Raw genomic sequence first — 24,433 nt, forward strand, 5'->3', positions numbered from 1 at the left:
CCTCCCGGTTTCACCTCGGGCGCGGCCGACGTCGCTCTGCCGGGCAGCCCAGAGGACTACAGACAGGTCTGTCTGATGCAGGCGAGGTTCGGCGGCTGCCAGGCCGCCGAACGGCTTCCCGGGCAAGCCCGGGTCGCCAGGGGGTGTGTTCCGGACGCAGGTCTCAGCGGTGTGTGAGGCAGGCGCGTTCGACCAGGGCTTCGGCTGCCGCGCGGGCGCCCGCCGGCATGGCCGGGTCCTGCTCCAGCTTCCCGGCGGCGAGCGTGCCGTCGACAAGAAGCGTCAGCTGAAGGGCCAGCCGTTCGGGGTCGCTCGCCCCTGCCGCGGTGGCGAGGTCCCGCACCCAGGCCCGGACCGCCTGCTTGTGTGCCACGGTCACGGCGTGCGGCGCGCTCCCCGCTTCGCTCTCCGCCGCCGCGTTGATGAACGGGCAGCCGTGGAAACCGTGCTGCGTGAAGGCCGTGGCCACGGCGTCGAACAGGCCGACCAGCTGGTCTGCGGGGTCCTCGCCCGCGGCTTCCGCGGCCGCCCGGAGCTTCGTACGCCATGAGGTGTCCGTGCGCCTGAGGTACGCGGCTGCCAGGTCGTCCTTCGAAGGGAAGTGCGCGTACATCGTCGACTTGGCGACGGCGGACTCGGCGATGATGCGGTCCACGCCCACGCCGCGCAGGCCGTGAGCCGAGAAGAGTGCCGACGCCGTCGCCAGAATGCGCTCGCGCGGGGGTGGGCGCAGGGTTTCCGCGGTCATGGCCGGTGCCTCCATCGAACAACGTGAGCTTGTTGAAAAGCGTACCACTCCGGCCGGACAGATCTGTCCGATCGAAGTGCGGACTGCGGGCCTGCCCGGCATGCGCCCGCGAGTGAGCGCCGGTCCTCGGTCACGAGGTGGTCATCCGACGGATACTGCGGTGGCGGGTCCGGGGCGTCCGGCGCGAGACTCGGTGGCGATGTCGCTCGTGGCGTGCCGCACGGCGGTGCACGCCGTGGCGGGCCGGCCCGCGACGCCGACTGGGCCGTGCGGGCCGCCATGGCGGCCCCGGGGCATGCGCAGTGTGCCGAGTGGGTGAATGTTCGCCCGGCCCCGGGTCCCTGGGTCCCCGGACGGGACCGGGGACCCGGGTGGCGGAGACGCTGTCAGGGCTCGATGACCAGTCGTTCGATCAGGCCGTCGGTGAGCGTGAAACGGTAGTTCAGATCCACCACACCGCCCGGGAAGTCCCCCTCCAGACGATTGGTGGCCGTCCAGTGTGTCTCGTCGACGCGCTCGGCGCCGGTGAGGGTGGTGGTGTAGGTGTACTCGACGGAAGACCGCGCCAGCCACGCCTCGATGGCGGCGGTGCCCTCGTACGTCCTGCCGTCGTCGGTCACGGTGGCGTCGCCGCTGAAGGCGGAGATCGCGGTCGCGGTGTCGTGCGCCCGGTGTGCCTCCAGGTAACGGGTCACGGCGGTGGGCAGATCGCCGGGCCGGGCGGATGCGGGGCTTGTGCTCATGGCTGTCCTCGGGGGTCTCGGAAGGGGTTTTTCAGACGGTGGGGGTGGTGCCGCCGTCGATGACGTACTCGGCGCCGACGATGGACGAGGCGCGGTCGGAGACGAGGAAGGCCACCAGTTCGGCCACCTCGGAGGGCTGGTTGGGCCGGCCCAGCGGGATGCCGCCGAGAGAGGCCATGAGCTTGTCGAGTGCCTCGTCCTGGCTGATTCCGGCGTTGTCGGCGATTCGGGCGACGAGATCGTCCGCGGCGGTGGTCTGCACGAAGCCGGGTGAGACGGTGTTGACCCTCACCCCGTGCGGAGCGACCTCGTTGGACAGGCCCTTGCTGTAGGTGGTCAGTGCGGCCTTCGCGGCGGCGTAGGCCAGTGTTCCGTTCCACAGCGGCATGCGGCGCTGGATGGACGAGACGTGCACGATGACGCCCTTGCCTGCCTCGATCATGCCGGGCAGCAGGCCGCGGTCCAGGCGGACGGCGGCCAGCAGGTTGGTGTTCAGCTCGCGCGCCCAGTCCTCCTCGCCCAGAGCGGCGAAGCCGCCCGAGGGTGCCTCGGAGCCACCGAGGACGTTCACCAGGATGTCGACCCCGCCCATGCGGCTCCGCGCCTCGGAGACCACGGTCGAGGTGCCCTCGGCAGTGGAGAGATCGGCGGTGACGTAGTCCTCCGGCCCCGGCGTTTCCGGGCACCTGCGGGCGGTCACCAGGACGGATGCCCCTGCTTCTGTCAGCCGGCGGGCGATGGCGGCCCCGGCGCCCTTGGTGCCGCCGGTCACCAGGGCGCGACGGCCTTCGAGGGAATCGCTCACGATGCTGGTCACGACAGGTTCCTTTCAGGTGCTGCGTCCGGGGGACATCGCGTAGGAGACGCGATCCCGGTACGCAGTAGGTGCTAAAATAGAAGTTAGTGACTTCTACTCTAGCAGTGACTGGAAGGGGTGCCGCGATGGCCAGCCGGATCAGGCAGGAGGACCGTGAGTGCCCGCTGTCGTCGACAGCGGAGCATGTGGGCGAGTGGTGGACCTTGCTCCTCCTGCACGACGCCTTCGACGGCTACACGCGCTTCGACCAGTTCCAGCAGAGTCTGGGCATCTCGTCGAGCATGCTGACGACGCGGCTGCGGACGCTCGTCGACGACGGTCTGCTGGAGCGGCGGCCCTACCAGACCCATCCTGTACGGCACGAGTACGTCCTCACCGAGCTGGGGCGGTCGCTGCGCCCGGTGATGGTCGCTCTCGCGGCCTGGGGCAACTCCCGGCTGAGGCCTGAGGAGCGCAGCATGATCCTGGTCGACGCCGGAACGGGCGAGGAGGTCGAGCCCGTGGTGGTCGACGCCAGGACCGGACGCCGGCTCGACGACAGCGCCGCATACGTCTTCACCGCCGGACCCGCGGCGAGCCCGGCCATGCGTGAACGGTACGACGGCAGGACCCCCGTTCCCGGCGCGGCGCCGTAGGGTCGGCCCGGCCCTGGCGCCGGTCGCCGTCATCGGGCGGCGGCCGGCGCCGGAGCCCGGGGGAGGAAGGTGCGGTTCCGCAGGCCGAGGAGGGTGCGTGCGCCCAGCGCGGCCAGCGCCAGGGTTGCGATCCCGAGCAGCAGGTACGTCAGCCCCTCCCGGCCGTGGACGTGTTCGACGTCCAGCCAGTTGATGCCGTTGGTGAAGGCCGCGGCGTAGGAGAAGGCGAAGGCCCAGTAGCCGGGGCCGAAAGGCGCACGGCGGTACGTGCCGGCCATGGTGATCTGCACCAGGACCATCAGCAGCGCGTAGCCGCCGAGGATCTCCGCGCCGAGGTCGAGCCGGCCGCCGTTGATGGTGAAAAAGGCGTTGCCCGCGACGACCGGCGGTGCGATCTCGATGGCGATCGTCGGCAGCAGAGGCGGCGGCAGCATCGGCTGGGTGAACAGTCGGACCAGCAGGATCGAGCCGAGCACGAACCAGCAGATCAGGCCGTAGCCGAACATCACGTGCGACAGCGTCGTCCATCCCAGGAGGGCGGCGCAGTTCGCCGCGATCAGGCCGCCGGCGACGGTGGGAAGGAAATAGCCGGGGTGCCATTGCTCCAGCCGCGTGTCGACGCGGATCCACAGCCCGGTGAGCCACCCGCCGAGAAGGACGGTGAGGACCAGGCTCACCACGTAGACCACCTCACCCGCGGTCCTGGCGTGCGGGGCGAGCGCGATGCCCAGGAGCATGGGCACGATCGCGATCAGCGCGGTGAACGGTCCCATGACCGGATCCGGGAGTTCGGTGCGCAGCCGTCCCTGAGCGGTGACGTTGCGGATGTAGGCGACCAGGGTGACCAGCCAGATCGTCGCGGCGAGGATCCACAGGACATACGAGGGCCAGGCCGGCACGTCCACGGTGTCCGTCGCGACAGTCCACGCCTGGGCCAGGCCTGCGAGGCCGAAGCCGATGCCGAAGAGGTTGGGCGTCAGCCGGACGCCTGCCGGTGCCGGTGCCGTCACGCTGCCCCCTCTCTCACGTACGCCTCCGGACGAGGCACACGTGGGCAGGCGCCCGGGATGTGAGCCCCGTCCCGCCATCCGACAACCACTCGCAGCGCGCCGCAACCGCTGACGACGTACGCGCCCGCCATGGTCGCGGGGCTGGGACCGGCTCATCCCGCGGAACCCCTCGCTCCGCTGGCCGACGCCCGCCTCCGGGCCGAAGCGGCCGGAGGAGATCCGCAGGTACGCAGGCCGGGGGCAGCGCGGGCCGGCGGCGCCCCGTCCGGGCGGCGAGTGAACACAGTGCCTGTGACCGGAAAGTCCGACCCGGGTGTCATGCTCTGGCCCATGTACGCCCCCCCAGGACATCCTTGACGTCGCGCGGATCCTGCAGGAGTTGATGGCCGCGTCCGACCGGCTTCCCCTTCGGGCCGCTGCCCGGGTCATCAGCGGCGGTCCCTGCTCCGACGAGGGCTTCGACTACTTCCGCGGATGGCTGATCGCCGAAGGCCGCGGGGTCTTCGAAGGCGTCGTCGCCGACGCCGATCGGCTGGCCGAGCTTCCGGAGATCCAGATGGCGGCACCTGAGGGGATCGAACCCGACGGCGAGGAGATCCTTGGCATCGCCCAGGATGCCTACGAGAGGGCGACCGGCGCCGAGCTACCCGAGGACGTCGTCACCCTTGCCCACCCCGAAGCCGATCCGGAGGTCGACTTCGATGACCGCGAGCGAATGACTGCGCTGCTGCCCCGGCTCACAGCCCTGTACCCGGACTGACCCGCCTCACCGGCTCGGCCGCAGCGCAGCTAATTTTGCATTTTTCTGTGTGCGAGAAAAGTGAAAGCCGCCAGGATCGAGGCGCAGGCGATTCCTATTGCTCCGAGTACGACAGGGAATGAATCCCCGGTGAATGCTCCCGCAATGCAACCGCCAACGGAGCCCAGGAAAAGAATCGCGACGAACACTCGCATATTTTTGACCGCATTATTCATGGCCCACATCTCCGTTGGCTATTTTGTCGTCAGAGCCTTGTGGCTCTCGGCTCGTTGGCGCCCCGGTGATGTCGAAGTCGGTCCCGGTCGGCAGGAGGTCGCCGCTGGACAGGTCGCCCGGGCCACCAGCGCGTCCGTCAGACGGGTGTCGGACAACTGGTGCCAGGGCGCCTGCCCCTGACCGGTAGGCGGCGCCACCAGCGGCGACGGCCGGCACCGTCCCGGCTGCGGCGATGGTCATCCGTACGCGTTGGCGGGCACGCGAAAGCGGACCCTGCGCGATCTTCAACTCCCCCCACCAAATGACATCCCGGCAGCTCCGGCGGCCCCGGGAAGGCCCACAACCTGTCACCCGGCGAACAGGGGCCGCGCGGCCATTCCCCCGAACACCTATCCCATGTCAGCCAGTTCCGGCCAGAGGCCGTTCCTTCGTTTCGCAGCCGACCGGGCCGGCCAACCCCCCGACGGTCAGGGCAACGCAAAGACCGCAGGCCACCACCGGGGCGGCAATGCGACCCGAAACCGCCCCCGGAGTCCGACCCTCCAGCCGCCCCCGGAGGCCGATGGCTCTGCCATCGCGCGGGCGCTGGGCGCCGGGCGCCGGGCGAGCGATAGGGCGTCGCGCCGTCGAGCCCGTTGGGCTAACTAATAACAGGCCCTAGGCGCCCAGCTCCGCCGGAGAGAGGCAAACAACCCGGCAGCGAGGTGGGGCCTGAAGGAAGTCGAGGAGCGGCGTCGGGCGTCGATCAGGGTGAGGCGGTCAGTGCGGCCAGGTAGTCGTCCAGGAGCTTGACTTGACGCTGAGGCGGGAAGGCCGCCTGGTCGAACAGGACCTGGACCACGAGGCCGAGGACGAAGGACTGCGCCGCGGCCGCGATGTCGGCGGGGCTGCCGGGAGGCAGCTCGCCGAGTTCCTGGGCTGCGGCCACTCGCCGGGTCAGCCGGTCCCGGCCTTGCGCGTACTTACGGGCGTATCCGGTGCTCAGGTCGGGGTCGGACAGTGCGGTGTCCCATGACGAGACCCAGATGCGGTTGCTGTCGGTGGCCTCGGGGGACAGCGGCAGGATGTCCAGCAGGGCGTCCCTGACGGCGGCAAGCCCCTTCCCCGAGGCGACTCCTCGGGGGCTCAGGGCGAAGGCTTGCTGAAGACGGCCCGCACGACATCGTCCGGTTCCCCGCTCGCCTCGGCGATCAGCTCTCCGCCGGCCGACCAGATTCCCGAGCGGCCAGACGTGCGGTCGAAACCGCCGCCTGTCGGGCCCGCGAAGGCTGCCGTGGCAACCCACACAGCATGATCCGCGGCGACTCGCAGGGCGCGCTCGCCATGAAGGCCGGCCTCGTCATCGGCGTGGACAACCCCGGCTGCATAGCCGTCGATACCCAACGCCGCCGTTTTCGCGGCATGCTCGGGAATGCCGGTGTCACGGCAGATGGCGAGCCCCAGCCGCCACCCGTCCACTTCGATCACGGCCGGTTCCCCGGGCACGAAGCGGGCGGCCTCGCTGTCATGGAGGCAGACCTTCCCGTAGGCCACGCACGCGCCTTCTCCGTCCACGGCCAGGACGCCGATACGCGGGCCCGGCACGGGTGCACCGACCAGGGCGAGGGTCCCGGTCTCGGCGCACGCCGCGACGATCGGAGCCAGCCGTTCATCGTCCGGGGAGACCGGAGCAGCATCCAGTTCGTAGCCCGTCAGCGACATCTCCGGGAAGACGACCACCCGCGCTTCCGCCGCCCGAACCGCCTTCGCGTGCGCCATCGCGTTGGCCGTCACGTCGTATGCCACACACCGCGGTTGCGCCACCGCGATGCTCAACCGCCGCTCCACCCCGACACCTCTCGTTGAAGATCACCCGAACCAGCGGCCGCCGGACCGAGTCGCTGCTGAAAATGCGGGCGCCGGGCAACCACCACCGTCCACGCCCTCATTCTGCCTGGGCGATCCGCCGCCACAACAGCCGCCCGCACCCTGTCGGAGCCCGCGAAGGCCCGGCTCACCGGCCGTATCCGGCAACTCACCGCGACACGCGCCGACGCGGTGGCCGCCGTGCCCGCGGCGGTCGAAGCCGCCGCCTGCCTCGTGGTCGCCGAAGCGCTCACCAACGCTGCCAAACACAGCGGCGGCAGCCACGCCGCCGTCACCCTGACCCCCGCCGCCACCGGAGTCCATGTCCAGGTCCGCGACGACGGCCGCGGCGGGGGGCGATTCCCCGAGCAGTCCGATCCCACCCCGGCCGGCTCCGGACTCGCCGGAACGCGGCGGCGTGCCACCGCCCCGGACCCGGAAGTCGTCGGCCAGTTGCTGACCCGACTCCACGACGCTCCGATCGACTCGCTGACCCCCCGGGAGAAGGAGGTACTCAAGCTCATGGCCGAGGGACGCGACAACGCGGAGATCGCGCGCGCTCTCACGGTGACGGACCGCGCCGTGAGCAAGCACATCGGCAACGTCTTCCTCAAGCGGTCATCCATATGCTGGACGGAATGACCAAATCATGGGCACTCAGGTGGCCGCGATCAGCGTACGGGCAAGGTGCCCGCATGACTACGGAGATCCGCGGGGCGTACCTACTGGCTGCCGAACGGGCCGTGCAGCTCCTGGCCACCGAAGAGTTGGCACATCGCTGGGAGAGGGAGTCAGTGCTGCCAGGGATGTCGGTCGGCGGACTGGCCGGCCACCTTGCACGCAGCGTTCTGCAAGTCGAGTGGTTCCTCGACGGCCAGGTGGTCGGCACGGAACCGGTGTCTCCGGTGCACTACTACGCCAGGCTCGTGGACACGTCCCTTCCCGACTCCGCGCTGAACGTCGGCGTGCGGGCGCGGAGCGAGGAGACCGCAGCAGCCGGCCCAGCCGCTGTCGCCGAGCAGGCGGAGGCTGCGTGGCGACGGCTGGCAGTCAGGCTGGACAAGGAGCCGACCGATCGGCGAGTGGCCATCCTTCACCGGCCAGGAGAGGAGATGCTGCTCGACGGCTACCTCCAGACCCGCTGTGTCGAACTGGCAGTTCACCTGGACGATTTGGCACTGAGCGTGGGCGTTCGTCGCTCGGCGCCCGAAGCCGTCCTGGCCATCGCGGTCGATGTGCTCATCGCGGCTGCCAGGGAACGACATGGCGATCAGGCCGTCATGCACGCGCTGGCCAGACGCGAACGTGACGTCGATCAGGCCCTGCGCGTGCTGTAGGCCCTGCTGACACCCGCTGATGATCAGGTCGCGGGTGCGCACCGCCGCGCGAGTTCCGCGGTGGCGTCACGGAAGGGGACCTCGGTCTGTTCGCCGGTGGTCATGTCGCGAACGGTGACGACGTCCTTCGCGCGTTCTGCGGCGCCGTGGATGACGCAGAAGCGCGCGCCCTGCGTGCTCGCCCACTTCATCTGGCTGGCGAGCTTCCGGCTTGCGCCGAGGTAGACACCGGTGCGGACTCCGGCTCGGCGGATGCCGGCGGCCAGCCGGAAACTGTCGGGGGCCAGGTCCTCATCCATGACGGTGACGGCCACGTCGATCTGTGCACAGGTTGCTTCCTCGCCCTCGCCGAGCAGGGGCAGGATGCGTTCGATGCCCAGCGAGCCTCCGCAGGCGGGAGAGTCCTTGCCGCCGAGGCGCTTGATGAGGCCGTCGTAACGGCCGCCGGAGGCGATCGAGCCTGGTACGCCGGGAGCGACCACTTCGAAGATGACGCCCGTGTAGTAATCCAGGCCCCGGACCAGGTTGGGGGTGAAGCCGATGCGGTCGGAGGGGATCGTGCCCTCGGTGAGGGCGAGGAGGTGGTCGACCTCTGCCAGGCCGGTCCGGCCGGTCTGGCCGGCTTTCAGCTTCTCCCTGATCCGGTCGGCGGCGTCCGGTGCGGTGAGGTCGTCCAGCAGGCCCCGGGCCACGTCGTGAGCCAGACCGCGGTTGGAGACGAGTTCACCGATGACCGCCTCGGGCGTGAGCTTGTCCAGCTTGTCCAGGGTGATCAGGACGCCGGGTCCGAGGTCTGCCGGGACGTCGTACGCCTCCAGCAGCCCGAACAGAACGTGGCGGGAGTTGAGCAGGAAGCGGAAGTCCGGTACGCCGAGGGAGTCGAGCGCGTCGTGCAGGGCGAGAACGATCTCGGCGTCGGAAAGCGGGGAGGAGGAGCCGACGATGTCGAGGTCGCACTGCACGAACTCGCGGAAACGTCCCTTGCCGGGCCGGTCGGCCCTCCACACGGGGGCGATGGCGTACCGCTTGTACGGTGCGGGAAGCCGGCTGCCGTATGCCGCCGCGGCGCGGGCCAGCGGCACGGTGAGGTCGTAGCGCAGAGCGAGGTCTGCTTCGCCGGTGGCTTCGCGGTCGCCACGCCGGAGGATCTTGAAGATCAGTTTGTCGCCCTCATCGCCGTACTTGCCGGTAAGGACGTCCAATCGTTCGAACGCCGGCGTCTGGAGCGGCTGGAAGCCGTACCGGGCGAAGACCTCGCGAATCGTTGCGAAGGCGCGCTCGCGCTTCTCGTACTCGGGGGCGAGGAAGTCCCGTGTGCCTGACGCGGGCTCGAACTGCTTCGTTGAGGACATGCGTGTCATCGTCTGCTACCCGCCGATCCGGTTTTCGACGAACTGGGACACGCGAGTGAACCCGATCAACTCCTCTTCAGCCGGCGCACCTCCGTGTCCCACCAGTACGCCCAGGGCGACCAAGCGGAAGATCAACGCCCGCAAGAGCATCTGAGCGCCCTCGGCACCGGGGACCGCCGAGTCCACCAAGCGGGCTCCAACCTGGTGATGGAGCAGGCCATCGACCACCACGATCGCATCCGCATAGGCAACCGGTCGCCAGTACGGCGAGAAGTCGATGATCGCGGGGGCGTGGCCAGGCGCGAAGAGAACGTTTCCTGTCAGGTCGCCGTGAATGAGCTGAGCACGCGCGTCCACGGGTTCGCGGAACGCCTGCAGCCTGGTGACCAACCGCTCCACCCGCGCGGGTACTTCCGTTGTCGTCTCGCCCCAGGCAACTCGATCAGCCACCGCCCACGGGTGCTGGTGCACGTCCAGTCGATCAGGCCGCGGCTCGTCCCGCAGAGCCTCGTGGAAGGCTCTGCCGGCAGCCAACAGGGAATCCCATCTGCCGGCAGGCCCCGGCTCGCCCCTCACGAATCGGGTCGCCGCCCAGCCCTCGACGACGTATCCCCCGTGCACGGAGCGCAGACAACGCGGGACACGAAAGCCCCGTCGCCCCTGCAGCCCGTCCATCAGCCTCGCCGTCCACTCGACGTCCACGCTGTCGCCGGCCGGCTTCAGCACGACATCGCCCACTCGCACACTCTGGCCCTGGCCCCCTTCGAGCGGCTCAGGCCGTCCAGCGAGCTGGAACGCCTTCAGAACGGACGGCGGCGGGAGGGCTGTGTCAGTCGCAGGAGTCACACCGTGCATCCTTCAGGACCGGCACGGCCTCACGCACCCGCGTTTCGGGAGACCTGCCCACGCCTCCACTCCATCCCTTCGGGTGAAGTGCAGACAAGGTCGCACTCGTTGACGCAGCGCCGGGAGCGAGCGGAGCCGTGGGTCTTGATCAGCGGGGCCGGGCTTCATACCATCGCTCGATGGGACATGACGACCTCCCGACCCTTGAACTCGCCTTCCCGGGGCCGGAACGGGACCGTGGTGTGTCGGCCGTCCTGAGCGGTCAGAAGACCGCGCTCACGGGTCTCCTGGAGATCCACGAGCACGCCGGAGAGGCAGTACCGGTGAGTGGTCAGCGATTCTCGGTGGTCGATTCCGAAGGTCGTCCGGCCGTCACGATCGAGTTCGTCGACGTGCGCGTCGTTCCCATGAAGGAGATCGACGACGACTTCGCGCGGGCCGAGGGACGCGGTTACTCCGATGTGGCCGAGTGGCGAGCAGCCCACGAAGAGTTCTTCCGGGGCGACGGCGTGAGCGAGTACCTGGGACGCACTCCGGTCATCGATGACGACACTCTCGTCGTTGCGGAACGCTTCCGAGTGGTTGAGCCCGACGGCTCGGGTGGTCAGTGACCGGCCCGCCGACTCGATGACATTCCGGGAGGATCAGCCGGACGGGCCTTGTGGGTGTTGGGACGGCTGCGGACTCGGCGGGGCGACCGGCCGCGAGGAACCGGGCATTCCGCAGTGCGGAATCGGCCGGTCCCTCGGGTGGGGCTCGTGAATCTCGCTCAGGGCGTTCGCCTGGCTGCTTTCATGCCCGAGGCGTCCTCGTGCCTACACCCCCCGGGGAGAGCAAGCCTGTCATCGACGTCGATGACTATCGGACGGTGGGGCCCTGGGACGGTCACGCTGACACTCGGGTCGGGGAGTCAGGCCCGGCTCGTGGCCAATGGGCGCTCGTAGTGCAGCTGTGCGAACCGCAGCGCTGCGTCGACATCCCGTGTGCCGGTGGAAACGCACAGGGTGTAAGCGGTGTCCTCGAGTTGTCTGCGCGCTTCAGGGCGGTCGGCCGCGCCGATCTCGTCCTGCAGATGTTCGTAGCGGCGGATCAGCGACTGCAGGGTGGCGGGGTGAGGCATCAGCATGTCGGTGTCTCCTTCAGCGCCGGAGTTGCGTTCATCGAACCCCTGTCCTGAGAGAAGAGTTCGTTGGCGTCGGTGCAGTCAAGCAAAGCCGCCGCGTTCCAACGATCCGCGGGCGTATGCGAGTCGCGCATCAACGGAGGTGCATGTCGGATGCCCTACGACGCTGTGGGACCCGAAGCGTGTGGTGACAAGGCCTGGTTGGGGTCCACGTCGACCCAGCCCGTCGCCTCTGAGCGCACCGCCTTGGAGCTCAGACTAGCTGGCGCTGATGGTGAAAGTCTACTGCTCTCACGACAGGTTTTTCGTCGGCGCCGTGGCAGGTTGCCGGCAGGCCACGGCAGAGAGGGCAACTGTAGGGAGAGCAGGCCCGATGCCGGGTGGTCGAGTCGGTCCGGCGTGGTTCCGCCTGAGTGCCCCACCGCGCGGTCCCGACGATCCTGTGGCACACGGCATCAGCCGCAAACGATGTTCTCTGCGAGGAGACCCTTCGGGTTCTGCGTGACATCGAAAGTCACCCTTTGGCCTTCGATCAGCCCAGGAAGATCGCGGTCGACGAAGTTTGAGTAGTGCGCAAAGACGTCGGCGTCAGCGCCCGACTGCTCGATGAAGCCGAATCCTCTGGCCGAATTGAACCACTTCACTGTTCCTGAAGCCACGTTGTGCCTTCCTGTGTGCATGGTGCGGTAAGGAATTCGCGGGGCACGGGCATCGGCGTCCTTCCCGCATGCGTACAGGAAAGCTCTCTTGACAGCGTGCCAATTCCGTCCCTGTGGTCCTGAATTCCGTCGAGGGTGCCGTGTGCGGGCGGGGCAAGTGCGGGCGCGTGGATTCGGCATCTCGGCCGAAGCTGGGAACGGGGGTGCTTCAGCCGAGGCGGTGTGCCGTCTGCAGCGGGCCGAGGGCAGCGGCGGGAACGGGTTGGGTGGCGCTGCGACAGGTGAAACCGAGGCCGAGGAGGGCACGGGTCATCTCGGCGGCGCTGAAGTCGCGCCGGTCTTGACGGGTGATGACTTCTCCCACCTGCTTGACGGGGTAGTGGCGCCGGCTGATGATCACGGACTCACCTGTGATGAACTCGGGCTTGATGCCTTTCATCGACGCCTGCACCTCGCTTTTGGTCAAGTTGAAGGGGAAGCGGGCGATGATGCAGCGCATGGGGGACCTCGCAGATGTGGGAACAGGGCAGAAGCCGGTACGCCTGGAGGGCGGTACCGGCGGGGTTCATGCCGCCGGGCTGAGGGAGGAGCCGCGCTGTGGGGTTCCCGTCGGCGCCAGGGCGGGCCGGGTGGAGCGTCGGGCATGTGACGGGCGGTTGCGCCGGCCACGCGAGGAGGTCGGTGTGCTGCGCCTGGCGCGTTCTGCAACCGGTTCTGTGATGGTGACCGGCACGCCGGATGGGGTGCGGGCGCCGGTGATGCGCGCCAGTTCGGCGTGTCCGGAGTGGGTCTGTGCGCTCTGCGGGGTGATGCCGGCGGTGGTCATCAGCCGGTCCATCTCCCGGCGCTGCTTGGGCAGGACCAGGGTGACCACGCGCCCGGACTCACCGGCCCGCGCGGTGCGTCCGCCGCGGTGCAGGTAATCCTTGTGGTCGCTGGGCGGGTCGACGTTGACGACCAGGTCGAGGTCGTCGACGTGGATGCCGCGGGCTGCCACGTTGGTGGCCACCAGTACGGTCACGTGGCCGGTCTTGAACTGCGCGAGCGTGCGGGTACGCTGCGGCTGCGATTTGCCGCCGTGCAGCGCCGCGGCCCGTACGCCGTTGTGGAGCAGGTGTGCGGTGAGTTTGTCCACGGCGTGCTTGGTGTCCAGGAACATCAGTACCCGGCCGTCGCGGGCCGCGATCTCGGTTGTCGTGGCCTGCTTGTCCGTGGTCTGCACGTGCAGGACGTGGTGCTCCATTGTCGTGACCGCGCCAGCGGAGGGATCGACGGAGTGGACGACCGGGTCGGTCAGGTATCGGCGCACCAGCAGGTCGATGTTGCGGTCCAGAGTGGCGGAGAACAGCATCCGCTGGCCGCCCGGGCGCACCTGGTCCAGCAGGGCGGTGACCTGTGGCATGAACCCCATGTCGGCCATCTGGTCGGCCTCGTCCAGCACGGTGACGGCGACCCGGTCCAGCCGGCACGCACCGCGGTCGATGAGGTCCTTGAGCCTTCCGGGAGTCGCCACGACGACCTCGGCGCCCCCGCGCAGGGCACTGACCTGGCGGCCGATGGACATGCCGCCGACGACAGTCGTCAGCCTCAGCCGCAGGTCGCGGGCGTACGGGGTGAGAGCGTCGGTGACCTGCTGGGCCAGCTCCCGCGTAGGGACCAGGACCAGGGCCAGCGGTTGTCCCGGCTCGGCGCGCTGTCCTGCGGTGCGGGCGAGCAGCGCCAGGCCGAATGCCAGGGTTTTGCCGGAGCCGGTGCGACCGCGGCCCAGCACGTCGCGTCCGGCCAGGGAGTTGGGGAGCGTGGCGGCCTGGATGGGAAACGGCAGGGCCATCCCCTGCCTGGCCAGGGACGTCAGTAGTACGGACGGCAGGTCCAGTTCGGCGAAGGCCTCCACTGGGGGCAGCGCCGGGGTGAGGGTGACGGGCAGGGCGAATTCGCCCTGCGGCGGCGAGGGTCGGCGGCCACCTCCGTAGTTGCCGGAGCGGGACGTGACCTGGCCGCGGTAGCCACCACGCTGGGAGCCGGAGGAGCCGGAGGAGCGGTTGCGGGAAGAGCGGTCCGTCGTGCGGTAAGTGCGGTTCAAGGGGAACCTTTCCTCGATGCGGTACGTCGAGGAATCCCGGGCGGCAGCAGGCCGCGACTGGGAGCACAAGTACGAACCGGTGAAAGTGCGGGTACGAAGCGGGCCGACGTCCGAAAGGCCCCGGGAAAATGCCCGATGCGCTGGGCGGCTGTCACGGTGCGCCCGGGTGCGGCCAGGAAGACTGCCTGGAGAAAGCAGCAGGCCGGGGCCCGCACCCCAAGGTGCGGGCCCCGGCCTGCTCTGCGTGTCGACGTCAGGCGGGAACGATGTTCTCCGCCTGCGGGCCCTTCTGGCCCTGAGTGACGTCGAAGTTCACCTTCTGGCCCTCCTGCAGCTCGCGGAAGCCGGAGGCGGCGATGTTCGAGTAGTGAGCGAAGACGTCAGCCCCGCCACCATCCTGCTCGATGAAGCCGAAACCCTTTTCCGCGTTGAACCACTTCACGGTGCCAGATGCCATATCAAAATCTCCTTCAGGGGCAGTGCCCGGAATCCGCAATGTGCGGAAGCCGCGTCGCCGCGATGATTACCCCATCCGGAAGAATGCCGGAAATACAAAAGCGCTCCCACCGTGCGTGACGGTGAGGGCACTTGAAGTCTTTGGGAACCACAACTGCAACTGGTAAAGACCTTAGCATACGTCACCGGATTGCGCGGTCCTGTTGATTTCAGTGCCGCCAGGAGCGTAAAAGGCTCCGGGTGACGTGCCGGTATTTCTGTCCTCGCGGCATCAGATTTCTGCCTGCCGTCAGTGTTCAGCCGCCTGAGGGCGGCGCCGGTCCATGCACGTGCCCGGCGGCCTCCTGCTCCTCGAGCCGGGAATTGCCTGCGGAACAGTCGGAGAGGTCCGGGGAAATTCGGCCGCACAGCACTGCGACGGTGCGCCGGCATGGTTCGGGAGGCGTCGGTGAGGTCGGCCCCGGTGGCGGCGTCACGCCGAACGTGGCCTGCGCCGTGCCGTCCGTCAGCATCACCAATTGATGAACTGCGTGTGGCCGTCGAGCAAGCTGATCCGCAGCAGCTGACCGGTGACACAGCCTTCGTGGCCGTGGTCCCGCATCGCCTGGTCGGCTTCGCGGGCGTGCTCCAGGAGACCGGCGCCGGCCCGCCGTGCCCGGCGAGGGCGCCCACGACCAGGGTGGCAAGGAGCGCAGCCTGGACGTCTCCGATGCGACGGGCGGGCTCATCGGTCTCGACACTGCCCGCAGCCCGCAGCTCCCAGCCGCACGACCGAACTGCCGGTGAAGTCGGTGATCAGGAAGGACACCGATGTGGCCCCGAGGTGGTCCTTGAGCGAGCGACCACATCGAGCGACTCCACCGGCGCGGCTGCCTCCGCTGCCTCCAGCACTCCTGCCAGCGTCATCGCCGTGCTCCGGCGGGTTCTGTCCCCGGGAACACGGGCGGTCTGCCCATGGCTGTCCGGTCCGTTGCGGCCACGACGCTTCCTCAGTGCTCGATGGCGCCCAGGACTCCGTCCCGTACCGGTGCGAAGGCCGCTACCGGACATCATGTTGCAGTGGACCTCCTGCCGGGACCGCGTACCAGATCTGCCCCGGCCGCCGACTCTCCCAAGACGCCTGCGGCCAGGGCCTGCCTCCCGGCACCCGCTACTCCTCACCCGAGCGCCGGTCAGGTGGCTGCCAGGGCGATGGCGGTGTAGTGGGCGGTGAAGGCGGAGATGGTGAGGGCGTGGAAGACCTCGTGGAAGCCGAACCAGCGCGGCCAGGGGTCAGGGCGTTTCAGACCGTAGACCACGGCGCCGGCGGTGTAGAGCAGGCCGCCGACGGCGACGAGCACGATGACCGCGGTGCCGCCGGCGCGTGCGAATGCGGGCAGGTAGAACACCGCGGCCCAGCCCAAGGCGATATAGCACAGGGTGTACAGCCAGCGCGGTGCCCGAATCCACCAGATCCGGAAGGCGATGCCGGCCACGGCGCCGGACCACACCAGGGACAGCAGCACCACCTGCTGGTGCCCGGGCAGGAGCAGTACCGCCAGTGGGGTGTAGGTGCCGGCGATGATCAGGAAGATGTTCGCGTGGTCCAGGCGGCGCAGGACCGCCTCTCCGCGCGAGCCCCAGTTGCCGCGGTGGTAGACCGCGCTCGTGCCGAACAGCAGCAGCGCCGATGCTGCGTACACCGAGCAGGCAGCCACTGCCGCCGCAGAATGCGCCAGGACGACCAGGACGATGCCACCGGCCAGAGCGAGCGGGAACATCCCGGCATGCAGCCAGCCACGCATCCGCGGCTTCACCACGGCCGCCGCCCGCTGCGCCCCGCTTTCCGCGACCCCAGTGGGCCGGCGGGTGACCGGCCGGCCGGTCACGCCGGCAGCCGGAGTGACTACCGGAGCGCTCAGGGCGCCGGATGCGGTGTCGGAGGGATGGTGGGGCTCCCGTCCATGGACCGGCGGCTGGGCGTCTTCAGCGATCATGGAAACATAGTATGAGAATCAGCGCATACGATGACAATCGGCCGTGCCGGGGGGTGCCGGTCAGGCGCCAGCCGGGTCATGGGAAGCGGAGGCGCGCAGTTCCTCGTTGATGCGCTGGGCTTCTTCGAGCTGGTCCTCGAGGATGACGATGCGGCAGGCGGACTCGATCGACGTGCCGCGGTCGACGAGCTCGCGGGCGCGGGCGGCGATGCGCAGCTGGTAGCGGGAGTAGCGGCGGTGGCCCCCTTGCGAGCGCAGCGGGGTGATCAGGCGGGCTTCGCCGATGGCGCGCAGGAAGTTCTGGGTCGTGCCCAGCAGTTCGGCTGCCCGGCCCATGGTGTAGGCGGGGTAGTCGTCGTCTTCGAGCCGGTTGTACGAGTCGCCTGCTGTCATCTCGCCTCTCTGCGGAACGCGCGTGGAGGGGCCTTGGTGCCGTATGGCACCAAGGCCCCGAAGGAACTACTACACCATCTGCCGACCCTGGTAATGCGCCGGCCTTCTGTTTCCGCGGACCCGACCGGACTGCTGCCGGGGGCGCGGGGATCGCGATTGCTTGACCGGAGACCACCTCACTATCGATGTCCTGCGGTACCCGGGCTCAACGTCATTCCGCCCGGGCGATCCTGATGGCGCTCGGCTCCTCCGTTCTTCCCTCGGGATCACCACCTGCCGAACATGAACTGCGTCCGGCCGGTGTTGTGTACTGCCTGTACTGCCGTGATGCGTAGTGCTGATGGCCTGGGGAAGCGCCACTCTTCGGCAGCCAGCCCCGTCGCCTGCCTTGCGTCCTGCCTGGCTTGGAACCCCACTGCCGAACCTCCCGGTACGCGCGCCCGCAGCCGGCGCCTTTACCGAGGTACTGCTCACCTGACTTCGCTGCTGGGTCCTGCTCGCGGCGGCCCCTGACCACTGCGGGCCACCCGGTCCGGTAGTCAGTCCCGTCGCCATCGGGCAACCGCTTCGGCTTCGGAACTCCACCACCGCACCGTCCTGCGCACTGCATCTTCCTGTACTGCTGCCCGCAGTTCATCTCTGCGAGTTTTGCTGATCTCGGCTACGAGAGAAACCATAGCCACACCTCCGCCCAATGTCTACTTCAGTCACCATAGATTTGTCGGCGGCCGAGGGAGAGGTATCCAGCGCCGGTCGGAGGCGGAATCTTTCGCCCAGGGCTGGCGGGGCGGACCGGGCTGAGCGGGCACCGGGCCGCCGAGGTCGCCCTGGCGGTGTCCGAGGCCGCCTCGAACCTGGTCAAGCACGCCCTCGACGGGGCGATCGTGGTGCGCGCGGCGCGGCAGCCAGGCGTCGGATTCCTCGCCGTGGACCGCGGACCGGTGGGCGCGGTGACCCGGCCCATCAGCGGAGGACGGGAGTGCGGGGACGGCTGGCGGCCGGGTGGGCAGACCCCGGAACACCCCCGCCGGGGCCACGCCTCCTCGGCCTGGTGCCGGACCCCCGGCGGTGCATCCGACCGATCCGTACCTCGGCAAAGCAGGCCCGCTGATGGCTCCTCACCTGTAACGCTCAGCCTGGGTCCCGGGCTGCTGGTGATTCTCTGCGACGGGCTCGGCCACGGCGCGCTCGCCGTATTCGCTGCTCAGGTCGCTGCCCGGGTCTTCCCGGCCGGCGGGCGAGGATCACCCGTAGAAGTCATCAAGGACATCCACGACGCCCTGCCCGGAACACGAGGCGCCGCCGTGGCCGTGGCACGCATCGAACCCGCCCGGCAACGCGTCGGCGTAGCGGGGGAAGTGCAGCGGGCTGACCTCGTCCAACGTCACGGCGGCGCGAGCGAGGACGAAGGTGAGCACCGGCAGGGCCGCCCTGCCGTTGCCGCCGACGAAGGGGTGGAAGAAGGCGACGCTCAGGTAAGTCCGGGCCGCGCGTTCGGACAACGGCACTGCGACCTCGACGCTTTGCGCCAAACGGCGGTCGAAATTTGCCGGTGTCTCGGATTTCAGCGCGTATCGCTCGCGACCGCCCTTGGCGTAGGCGTCCCCTGGCAGGTGCGTCAGGGCGCCGAGGACGGTGCGCTGCCAGCGTTGCATCAGCTCGAAGTCCAGGGTCGCACCTGCATGTGGAGCATCTGCACGCGTCAGTGGGTACGCGGTGAGCAGCCGGTCGGCGGGTACGGCACTGCGCGCGTATCTCTCTTGCTTCTGCGTACGCTGCCACGCCGTCCCGCCGTTCGCAGATCGGCCCCGGGCGGGTGGCGGGGGCGGCCCGCACCCAGTCGACCTGCTCTCGAACCCTGGCGCCATGCGGCGAGCGCGGCACCGTTCACGGTGGGGAGTCGCGACGGGGACCTCGGTCGCCAGAGACTTGGCGCGGTCTCGCACTTCCTGGCCGGCGGAAACTCGCCCTCGACCTCGCCGCTCCATATGGCGGCCACGGCTCCGCTGAGGCATCCGCCGGACGCGCCCGCCGGTCAGCCGAGTTCGGTGCGGAGCCAGTGCCGGATCTCCGGCGTCACCACGTCGGTGATGTCGGCGAACTCGTCGTGCTTCCGCAGGAACTTCGCCACGTAGGGGCAGACAGGCACGATGCGCATGCCCGATCTCCGCACGTCGTTCAGGGCCTGCCGGACGAGCACCGAGGCGAGGCCCTGTCCGGTGAAGGCCTCATCTGTCTCGGTGTGAAAGAACACGCGCTGCATGTCCCGGTCACGGTATTCGGTGAAACCGGCGAGCCGGCCGTCGACCAGGATCTCGTAGCGGTGCCGGAGATCCGCGAGTTCGACGGTGGGGGCGGTCGGAGACGTCATCGGCTGCCTTTCGGGGATGCGGCGCTCCGGGTTCCGGCGCGCGGTCAGGGTGGCGTTGGGCAGGGCGGGGGCGGGGATGCGGTCGCCCTCGTAGCCCTCGACGCTGCCGAACCTGATCGAGGCCTGCTGCCACGCCTCACGGGCCTCGGCGATCTCTTCGTGGCTGCGGCCGACGAAGTTCCACCACATCACGATGCGCTCGTCGAAGGGCGCCCCGCCGAGCAGGATGGTGCGGGCCGGGCTGTCGCCGGTGTTGGCGAGGGTCAGCGTCTCGGTTCCGGAAGCGCGATAGCCCAGTTCGGCGGGGAGCAGCGGCGCTCCGGCCATGCTGACGTTCCCGCTGTCGACGAGGAGGCCGTGCTCGAAGTCAGGGCTGACCGCGAGGGTCGTGGTCGCGCCCGGGGCCAAGGTGATCTCGGCGCCCAAGAGGGGGGAGAACGTGGCTACCGGTGAGGTGTCTCCGGCGAGGGAGCCGAGGAACACCCTGGCTTCGCCACCGTCGATCGGGACCGGGTGGGGAACGTGGTGCTGGAAGTTCCGGGGGGCGTCGCGATGGTCCGCGGGCAGCGCGACCCACAGTTGCACGCCGTGCAGGACGCTGGTTGCGGCGGTGGAGACCTCCGAGTGGCAGATGCCGTGGCCGCCGGTCATGAGGTTCAGCTCGCCCGGCCGCACGTACGCGTGCGTACCCAGACTGTCCCGGTGCTCGATCTCCCCGCTGAACAGCCAGCTCACCGTCTGCAGACCGATGTGCGGATGCGGCGCGACGTCCATCCCGCCCGACTCGGCGACGTCGTCGGGGCCGTAGTGATCGGCGAAGCACCAGGCGCCGATCGTTGTCCGGTCCCGCTGCGGCAGCGTGCGCCGCACCGTCATCGCCCGTGGACCGCCCAGGGGGACATCGCGCGCGGACAGGACCTCCACCCGTGTCCCCGGACGTGCCCAGCCCTCGTCTCCTCCGCCACCACAGCGCAGCTCGGCGGGGTCGCTCTCGGTGCTGCCCACGCTATGACGCCTCCCTCAAAACAATTGCAGATTCAACTACCATGCCACCATAAGACATGCCGGCGGACCGCGCGGGGCTCCGAGGAGCGGGGCCGGCAGGGGATCGCCGAAGGAGTTCAGGTGAGTGACGTGGACCACAAACGGGCGCGGCAGCGGGTCTTCATCGACAAGCAGAGCCCGCAGGCCTACCGCTCCTTCCGGGAGAGCGCCGGCGTGGTCCGTGCCGTTGCCGCGGACGCCGGGCTGGACCGGATACTCGTGGAACTGATCAACCTGCGCGTGTCGCAGATCAACGGCTGCGCCTACTGCCTGTCCACGCACAGCAGGGCGGCATTGCAGGCCGGCGAGGACGGGCGGCGTCTGGGCGTGCTGCCGGCGTGGCGCGACACCGAGCTCTTCACCCCGCGGGAACGCGCGGCACTCGCACTCGCGGAGGCGACCACCAGTCCCGCGGACGCCGCCGGGCAGGAGGACGCCTACGAGACCGCGCGCGAGGCCCTGACCGACGACGAGATCTCGGCGGTCATCTGGGTGGCGATCACCATCAACGCCTTCAACCGGGTGTCCATCCTGAGCAAACACCCCGTGCGCCCGCATCCCGTGGCGTAAACGGGGGGCGGGTACGACATCATCGATCCCGCGGCGATGCCCAGTCTCCACGTGGGCTGGTCGCTGTGGTGCGGCATCGTGCTCATCCGTTACTGCCGCCGCCGGCCGGTCCGCGCACTCGGCGTGCTCTGCCCCGCTGACGGCGGATGACGACCCAGTCGATCGAGCCGTCGGGGCGGACGACCTTGCGCTTCTTGAGCGCCGAGGTGTCGTTCTCCCGGTAGACCTTCGCGAACGATCCCCAGTGCAGGCGGTGCCGGGTGTCCTCGGCGTCGTCGTACTGCCGGTCGACGCCCGCCTCCAGGCCGAAGCGGTCGGAGGAGATCCGCAGGTACGCGCCGGGCCGCGTCGGCACGTAAGCGGACAGCTGGTCGAACAGGTTGAGGGTGATGCCGCGGCCGCGCGCCTGCGGCGGGACCCTGGGGTCGTCCCACGGGGAAAAGGATCGTGCTCGGCTCGGCTCCGGGTACTCGTGCCGTTCGGCACCGGGCGCTTTCCGTGGGACACGGGGTTCGGCGGCGCCGCCGTCCGCCGCCGGGATCCGTCGCCCCCGCGTGGATACTGGCTGCCATGCGCATCGACTTCGATCCCAGCGAGCTGGACCGCAACACCTTCTACCGGCTGCTCACCGCGACGGTCGTGCCGCGGCCGATCGCCTGGGTGTCCACCACATCGGCGGCAGGGACGGACAACCTCGCCCCGCACAGCTTCTTCTCGGTGTCCTGCGTGAGCCCTCCCGTGGTGCAGTTCACCTCGGTGGGCCGGAAGGACTCGCTGCGTAACGTCGAGGAGACCGGGCAGTTCGTGGTCAACCTGGCGCCCGAGCACCTGGTCGAGGAGATCAACGCGACCGGGACCGAGTTCCCGCACGGGGTGAGCGAGTTCGACGAGGTCGGGATCGCCCGGGAGCCGAGCCTGCGGGTGAAGCCCCCGCGGGTGGCGGCGTCACCTGTCGCCCTGGAGTGCGAGCTGCACAGCACCGTCAGGCTGGGGGACTCCACCGTGGTCTTCGGGCGGGTCGTCCACGCCGCGGTGTCCGAGGCGATGCTGACCGACGGTCACCCGGATGTGCACAAGCTCCGCCCGCTGGCCCGGCTCGGCAAGGAGGAGTGGGCCACGCTCGGCGACGTGATGGAGATCAAGCGGATTTCGCTCCAGCGGTGGCAGGAGGGGCAGCGTCGCTGACCGCGGCGGCCTCGGTACGCGCGTCGGCCGGTGCCGTCACGTCGGGCGGCGCCTCGCCCGCGGTACGGGAACGGCCCCGGGCGCCGCGGGCGATGAGCGCGGCCGCCACCCCGGTGACGGCGAGGAAACCGAGGGCCAGCAGGAAGACCGGTGAGGTGGGGGAGGCGGCACGGCTGCCGGCCACCACGTAGGCGGCGGTGTTGGCGGCGCAGCCGGCGGCTGTCGCGGTGAGGAAGGGCAGCAGCCGGATACGGGAGATCGCGGCGGCGTAGTTCGCGGCCGCGAAGGGCACGCCCGGGAAGAGCCGCAGCGCGAGCGTGCTGCGGAAGCCGTGCCTGCTCAGCTGCCGGTCGAGCGACAGTGCGACCCTGCCGCGCAGCAGCGGGCGTACCGCGTCCCTGCCGAGGAAGCGCCCGAGCAGGAAGGCGAGGCCGGCGCCCAGCACCGTCCCGCCGATCGCCGCGGGCAGCCCGGCGTGGATGCCGTAGAGGGCGCCGGCGGCGGCGTTGAGCAGGGGGCGGGGCACGAAGGCGACGGTGCACAGGCCGTACGCGACGGCGAAGAGCAGCACCGCCGTGCCGCCCGAGGTGTGCGGCTGCCAGCCGTGCGCGGTCATCAGCCGCTGCGGGTGCCAGGCCAGCACGGCGGCGCCGGCCGCGGCGAGGAGCAGCACGAGCACCGCGAACCTGGCCCACGGTGACAGCAGTACGCGTGAGCAGCGGGCGGCGAGACGGACACGTGACGGCACTCCGCGAGCCTAACCGCTCCGGCCGCCGGCCTGCGGGCGAAAGGACCGCCTGTGCGGTGACTGCCTCGGCCGTGGACCGTCCCGTCGGCCGGCTGCATCGGCAACGTCCGCTCGTGGCAACGTCCCACCCGCCGCCGCAACGCCCCCGCCGCTACGCCCGCTCCGTCGCCGACTCCCGGCGCTCGCCCGGTGCCGCGACGGTGGCGCCCGGCGCTGTGGCGGCGACGATCGAGGGCGTGGCGGGCGTACCGCGGTCCAGGACGCCCGCGACGATCGCGACGGCCAGGCCGACCACGGTCAGCACCGCTCCGACGAGCGCGGGCGAGGTCCAGCCCCAGCCGGCGGCGATGGCGGCGCCGCCCAGCCACGCGCCGCCCGCGTTGGCGAGGTTGAAGGCGGAGTGGTTGGAGGCCGAGGCGAGGGTGGGGGCGCGGCGGGCCTTGTTCATGACCAGCATCTGCAGCGGCGTGGTGGTCATGAAGCCGACCGCGCCCAGCACCAGGACGGCGACGGGGGCGGTCGCCTTGGACTGGGCGGCGTAGTGGAAGCCGACGAGGACGACGGCGAGCGCGGCCAGCGAACCGTAGAGGGTGGGACGCAGGGCGCGGTCGGTGAGCGGGCCGGCGGCGAGGGCGCCGAGCGTCATGCCGATGCCGAAGAGTGCCAGCAGGATCGTCACGGTGGCGTCGGCGTAACCGGTGACCTCGGTCATCATCGAGGCGAGATAGCTGTAGACGGCGAAGACGCCGGCGAAGCCGAACACCGCGGTGAGCAGTCCGAGCAGCACCTGCGGTTCGCGCAGCGCGCGCAGTTCCTGGCCGACTCCGGTGTGCTCCTCGGGCGGCAGCCGGGGCACCAGGACGGCGAGCGCGGCCATCGACAGCAGGCCGATCACGGTCACCACCAGGAAGGTGGCCCGCCAGCCCAGGTTCTGGCCGAGCAGGGTGGCGGCGGGCACGCCGACGATGTTCGCGATCGTCAGACCGAGGAACATCGCGGCGACCGCCCGCGCCCTGCGGTCCTCCTTGACCAGTCTGGCCGCCACGACCGCGCCGACGCCGAAGAAGGCGCCATGCGGCAGTCCGGCCAGGAAGCGCCCGGCGAGCAGCGTGCCGTAGCCGGGGGCCACGGCGGAGGCGGCGTTGCCGACGGTGAACAGCGCCATCAGCAGCAGGAGCATGCGCTTGCGGGGGATCCGGGCGCCGAGCCCGGTGAGCAGCGGCGCACCGACGACCACGCCGAGCGCGTAGGCCGAGACGAGGTAACCCGCGGTGGGCACGGAGGTGCCCAGGTCGTCCGCGACGTCGGGCAGCAGGCCCATCATCATGAATTCCGTGGTGCCGATTCCGAAGGCGCTCACCGCGAGGGCGAGGATGGCCAGGGGCATGGAGCTTCCTTCGAACTGGTGGGGACGGTGGGTCGCCGGTCGGGCACCCTAAGTTCAGCAGCGGAACAAATTCTCTCACCCCGCCGGTCCTCCCACGTCACCCACGGGTGACGTCCCGCCGACGCCCCG

Annotated in this window: 26 protein-coding genes and 2 pseudogenes; 8 read left to right on the top strand and 20 right to left on the bottom strand. The window is 69.8% G+C overall.

Annotated elements, in window-relative coordinates:
- Positions 1–163: 163 nt before the first annotated feature.
- The 3 genes from ACGFMP_RS15585 to ACGFMP_RS15595 form a co-directional block, all read right to left on the bottom strand.
- Positions 164–748, bottom strand: a complete 585-nt coding sequence (locus ACGFMP_RS15585; RefSeq protein WP_393672854.1) for a TetR/AcrR family transcriptional regulator — start codon at positions 746–748, stop codon at positions 164–166.
- 386 nt (positions 749–1,134) lie between these two features.
- On the bottom strand, positions 1,135–1,491 hold the full coding sequence (locus ACGFMP_RS15590) for a nuclear transport factor 2 family protein (RefSeq protein WP_393672855.1): 357 nt from the start codon (positions 1,489–1,491) through the stop codon (positions 1,135–1,137).
- 31 nt (positions 1,492–1,522) lie between these two features.
- Positions 1,523–2,299, bottom strand: coding sequence for an SDR family oxidoreductase (locus tag ACGFMP_RS15595; protein WP_393673326.1), 777 nt, complete (start codon positions 2,297–2,299; stop codon positions 1,523–1,525).
- A gap of 134 nt (positions 2,300–2,433) precedes the next feature.
- Here ACGFMP_RS15595 and ACGFMP_RS15600 point away from each other — a divergent pair, with 134 nt between their 5' ends.
- Entirely contained in the window at positions 2,434–2,943 is a 510-nt protein-coding gene (locus tag ACGFMP_RS15600) for a winged helix-turn-helix transcriptional regulator (protein ID WP_393672856.1), read from the top strand.
- Positions 2,944–2,972: 29 nt separating this feature from the next.
- Here the strand turns inward: ACGFMP_RS15600 and ACGFMP_RS15605 are convergent, their stop codons facing one another.
- Positions 2,973–3,953 (bottom strand): TDT family transporter, encoded by a 981-nt coding sequence (locus ACGFMP_RS15605; RefSeq protein ID WP_393672857.1) that lies wholly within the window; start codon positions 3,951–3,953, stop codon positions 2,973–2,975.
- 313 nt (positions 3,954–4,266) lie between these two features.
- Between ACGFMP_RS15605 and ACGFMP_RS15610 the strand changes: the two genes are divergently transcribed.
- On the top strand, positions 4,267–4,713 hold the full coding sequence (locus ACGFMP_RS15610; protein ID WP_393672858.1) for a DUF4240 domain-containing protein: 447 nt from the start codon (positions 4,267–4,269) through the stop codon (positions 4,711–4,713).
- A 961-nt stretch (positions 4,714–5,674) separates the two neighbouring features.
- Here the strand turns inward: ACGFMP_RS15610 and ACGFMP_RS15615 are convergent.
- Positions 5,675–6,142: a TetR family transcriptional regulator C-terminal domain-containing protein gene (locus ACGFMP_RS15615; RefSeq protein WP_393673327.1), complete on the bottom strand. Its 468-nt coding sequence runs from the start codon at positions 6,140–6,142 to the stop codon at positions 5,675–5,677.
- Positions 6,055–6,744, bottom strand: a complete 690-nt coding sequence (locus ACGFMP_RS15620; protein ID WP_393672859.1) for a carbon-nitrogen hydrolase family protein — start codon at positions 6,742–6,744, stop codon at positions 6,055–6,057. The genes ACGFMP_RS15615 and ACGFMP_RS15620 overlap by 88 nt, the downstream gene beginning before the upstream one ends.
- A gap of 153 nt (positions 6,745–6,897) precedes the next feature.
- Between ACGFMP_RS15620 and ACGFMP_RS15625 the strand changes: the two genes are divergently transcribed.
- Entirely contained in the window at positions 6,898–7,416 is a 519-nt protein-coding gene (locus ACGFMP_RS15625; RefSeq protein ID WP_393673328.1) for a LuxR C-terminal-related transcriptional regulator, read from the top strand.
- A 53-nt stretch (positions 7,417–7,469) separates the two neighbouring features.
- Positions 7,470–8,111 carry a maleylpyruvate isomerase N-terminal domain-containing protein gene (locus ACGFMP_RS15630; protein WP_393672861.1) on the top strand — a complete coding sequence of 214 codons (642 nt, stop codon included), beginning with the start codon at positions 7,470–7,472 and terminating at the stop codon, positions 8,109–8,111.
- Between the two features lie 23 nt (positions 8,112–8,134).
- Here ACGFMP_RS15630 and hisS read toward each other — a convergent pair whose 3' ends face one another.
- Together hisS and ACGFMP_RS15640 are read right to left on the bottom strand one after the other, a co-directional pair.
- Positions 8,135–9,463, bottom strand: a complete 1,329-nt coding sequence (gene hisS / locus ACGFMP_RS15635; protein WP_393672862.1) for a histidine--tRNA ligase — start codon at positions 9,461–9,463, stop codon at positions 8,135–8,137.
- Between the two features lie 15 nt (positions 9,464–9,478).
- Positions 9,479–10,201 (bottom strand): aminoglycoside phosphotransferase, encoded by a 723-nt coding sequence (locus tag ACGFMP_RS15640; RefSeq protein ID WP_393672863.1) that lies wholly within the window; start codon positions 10,199–10,201, stop codon positions 9,479–9,481.
- A 287-nt stretch (positions 10,202–10,488) separates the two neighbouring features.
- Here ACGFMP_RS15640 and ACGFMP_RS15645 point away from each other — a divergent pair, with 287 nt between their 5' ends.
- Entirely contained in the window at positions 10,489–10,920 is a 432-nt protein-coding gene (locus ACGFMP_RS15645; protein WP_393672865.1) for an ASCH domain-containing protein, read from the top strand.
- A 299-nt stretch (positions 10,921–11,219) separates the two neighbouring features.
- On the opposite strand, the gene ACGFMP_RS15650 is transcribed toward ACGFMP_RS15645, so the two are convergent.
- From ACGFMP_RS15650 to ACGFMP_RS15695, 10 genes and pseudogenes are all read right to left on the bottom strand, one after another.
- Positions 11,220–11,435 carry a DUF5133 domain-containing protein gene (locus tag ACGFMP_RS15650; protein WP_393672866.1) on the bottom strand — a complete coding sequence of 72 codons (216 nt, stop codon included), beginning with the start codon at positions 11,433–11,435 and terminating at the stop codon, positions 11,220–11,222.
- Positions 11,436–11,887: 452 nt separating this feature from the next.
- Positions 11,888–12,091: a cold-shock protein gene (locus ACGFMP_RS15655; protein WP_393672867.1), complete on the bottom strand. Its 204-nt coding sequence runs from the start codon at positions 12,089–12,091 to the stop codon at positions 11,888–11,890.
- Between the two features lie 208 nt (positions 12,092–12,299).
- Entirely contained in the window at positions 12,300–12,590 is a 291-nt protein-coding gene (locus ACGFMP_RS15660) for an SCO5918 family protein (protein WP_393672869.1), read from the bottom strand.
- A 66-nt stretch (positions 12,591–12,656) separates the two neighbouring features.
- Entirely contained in the window at positions 12,657–14,174 is a 1,518-nt protein-coding gene (locus tag ACGFMP_RS15665; RefSeq protein ID WP_393672870.1) for a DEAD/DEAH box helicase, read from the bottom strand.
- A 253-nt stretch (positions 14,175–14,427) separates the two neighbouring features.
- A complete protein-coding gene (locus ACGFMP_RS15670; RefSeq protein WP_033176054.1) occupies positions 14,428–14,631 on the bottom strand; it encodes a cold-shock protein in 204 nt (67 codons plus the stop codon).
- Between the two features lie 1,171 nt (positions 14,632–15,802).
- Positions 15,803–16,606: a hemolysin III family protein gene (locus tag ACGFMP_RS15675; RefSeq protein ID WP_393672872.1), complete on the bottom strand. Its 804-nt coding sequence runs from the start codon at positions 16,604–16,606 to the stop codon at positions 15,803–15,805.
- Between the two features lie 60 nt (positions 16,607–16,666).
- Positions 16,667–16,999: a MerR family transcriptional regulator gene (locus tag ACGFMP_RS15680; protein WP_393672873.1), complete on the bottom strand. Its 333-nt coding sequence runs from the start codon at positions 16,997–16,999 to the stop codon at positions 16,667–16,669.
- A 1,244-nt stretch (positions 17,000–18,243) separates the two neighbouring features.
- Positions 18,244–18,654 (bottom strand): Fic family protein, encoded by a 411-nt coding sequence (locus tag ACGFMP_RS15685; protein ID WP_393672874.1) that lies wholly within the window; start codon positions 18,652–18,654, stop codon positions 18,244–18,246.
- Positions 18,655–19,034: 380 nt separating this feature from the next.
- Positions 19,035–19,370 (bottom strand): GNAT family N-acetyltransferase, encoded by a 336-nt coding sequence (locus ACGFMP_RS15690; RefSeq protein ID WP_393673329.1) that lies wholly within the window; start codon positions 19,368–19,370, stop codon positions 19,035–19,037.
- A gap of 27 nt (positions 19,371–19,397) precedes the next feature.
- Positions 19,398–20,375, bottom strand: a pseudogene (locus tag ACGFMP_RS15695) (pirin family protein); the annotation flags it as partial.
- 120 nt (positions 20,376–20,495) lie between these two features.
- Between ACGFMP_RS15695 and ACGFMP_RS15700 the strand changes: the two are divergent.
- From ACGFMP_RS15700 to ACGFMP_RS15710, 3 genes and pseudogenes are all read left to right on the top strand, one after another.
- The gene (locus ACGFMP_RS15700; protein WP_393672875.1) at positions 20,496–20,984 is read left to right on the top strand and encodes a carboxymuconolactone decarboxylase family protein; all 489 of its coding nucleotides are present in this window, start codon (positions 20,496–20,498) and stop codon (positions 20,982–20,984) included.
- A 30-nt stretch (positions 20,985–21,014) separates the two neighbouring features.
- Positions 21,015–21,119 (top strand): annotated as a pseudogene (locus ACGFMP_RS15705) (phosphatase PAP2 family protein); the annotation flags it as partial.
- Between the two features lie 435 nt (positions 21,120–21,554).
- Entirely contained in the window at positions 21,555–22,169 is a 615-nt protein-coding gene (locus tag ACGFMP_RS15710) for a flavin reductase family protein (protein ID WP_393672876.1), read from the top strand.
- On the opposite strand, the gene ACGFMP_RS15715 is transcribed toward ACGFMP_RS15710, so the two are convergent.
- Both ACGFMP_RS15715 and ACGFMP_RS15720 read right to left on the bottom strand, forming a co-directional pair.
- Entirely contained in the window at positions 22,123–22,917 is a 795-nt protein-coding gene (locus tag ACGFMP_RS15715) for a TVP38/TMEM64 family protein (RefSeq protein WP_393672878.1), read from the bottom strand. The two genes, ACGFMP_RS15710 and ACGFMP_RS15715, sit on opposite strands and share 47 nt — an antisense overlap.
- 151 nt (positions 22,918–23,068) lie before the next feature.
- Positions 23,069–24,304 carry an MFS transporter gene (locus ACGFMP_RS15720; RefSeq protein WP_393672880.1) on the bottom strand — a complete coding sequence of 412 codons (1,236 nt, stop codon included), beginning with the start codon at positions 24,302–24,304 and terminating at the stop codon, positions 23,069–23,071.
- Positions 24,305–24,433 lie beyond the last annotated feature (129 nt).

It is taken from the genome of Streptomyces sp. NPDC049040 (assembly GCF_043197715.1).
In the GTDB taxonomy this organism is placed as follows: domain Bacteria; phylum Actinomycetota; class Actinomycetes; order Streptomycetales; family Streptomycetaceae; genus Actinacidiphila.

What these genes read in the sequence shown, in the direction of transcription:
- ACGFMP_RS15585 (WP_393672854.1), bottom strand. Translation starts at nt 748, where the DNA reads ATGACCGCGGAAACCCTGCGCCCACCCCCGCGCGAGCGCATTCTGGCG.
- ACGFMP_RS15590 (WP_393672855.1), bottom strand. Translation starts at nt 1,491, where the DNA reads ATGAGCACAAGCCCCGCATCCGCCCGGCCCGGCGATCTGCCCACCGCC.
- ACGFMP_RS15600 (WP_393672856.1), top strand. Translation starts at nt 2,434, where the DNA reads ATGGCCAGCCGGATCAGGCAGGAGGACCGTGAGTGCCCGCTGTCGTCG.
- ACGFMP_RS15630 (WP_393672861.1), top strand. Translation starts at nt 7,470, where the DNA reads ATGACTACGGAGATCCGCGGGGCGTACCTACTGGCTGCCGAACGGGCC.
- hisS (WP_393672862.1), bottom strand. Translation starts at nt 9,463, where the DNA reads ATGTCCTCAACGAAGCAGTTCGAGCCCGCGTCAGGCACACGGGACTTC.
- ACGFMP_RS15645 (WP_393672865.1), top strand. Translation starts at nt 10,489, where the DNA reads ATGGGACATGACGACCTCCCGACCCTTGAACTCGCCTTCCCGGGGCCG.
- ACGFMP_RS15650 (WP_393672866.1), bottom strand. Translation starts at nt 11,435, where the DNA reads ATGCTGATGCCTCACCCCGCCACCCTGCAGTCGCTGATCCGCCGCTAC.
- ACGFMP_RS15660 (WP_393672869.1), bottom strand. Translation starts at nt 12,590, where the DNA reads ATGCGCTGCATCATCGCCCGCTTCCCCTTCAACTTGACCAAAAGCGAG.
- ACGFMP_RS15670 (WP_033176054.1), bottom strand. Translation starts at nt 14,631, where the DNA reads ATGGCATCTGGCACCGTGAAGTGGTTCAACGCGGAAAAGGGTTTCGGC.
- ACGFMP_RS15675 (WP_393672872.1), bottom strand. Translation starts at nt 16,606, where the DNA reads ATGATCGCTGAAGACGCCCAGCCGCCGGTCCATGGACGGGAGCCCCAC.
- ACGFMP_RS15680 (WP_393672873.1), bottom strand. Translation starts at nt 16,999, where the DNA reads ATGACAGCAGGCGACTCGTACAACCGGCTCGAAGACGACGACTACCCC.
- ACGFMP_RS15685 (WP_393672874.1), bottom strand. Translation starts at nt 18,654, where the DNA reads ATGCAACGCTGGCAGCGCACCGTCCTCGGCGCCCTGACGCACCTGCCA.
- ACGFMP_RS15690 (WP_393673329.1), bottom strand. Translation starts at nt 19,370, where the DNA reads ATGACGTCTCCGACCGCCCCCACCGTCGAACTCGCGGATCTCCGGCAC.
- ACGFMP_RS15710 (WP_393672876.1), top strand. Translation starts at nt 21,555, where the DNA reads ATGCGCATCGACTTCGATCCCAGCGAGCTGGACCGCAACACCTTCTAC.
- ACGFMP_RS15720 (WP_393672880.1), bottom strand. Translation starts at nt 24,304, where the DNA reads ATGCCCCTGGCCATCCTCGCCCTCGCGGTGAGCGCCTTCGGAATCGGC.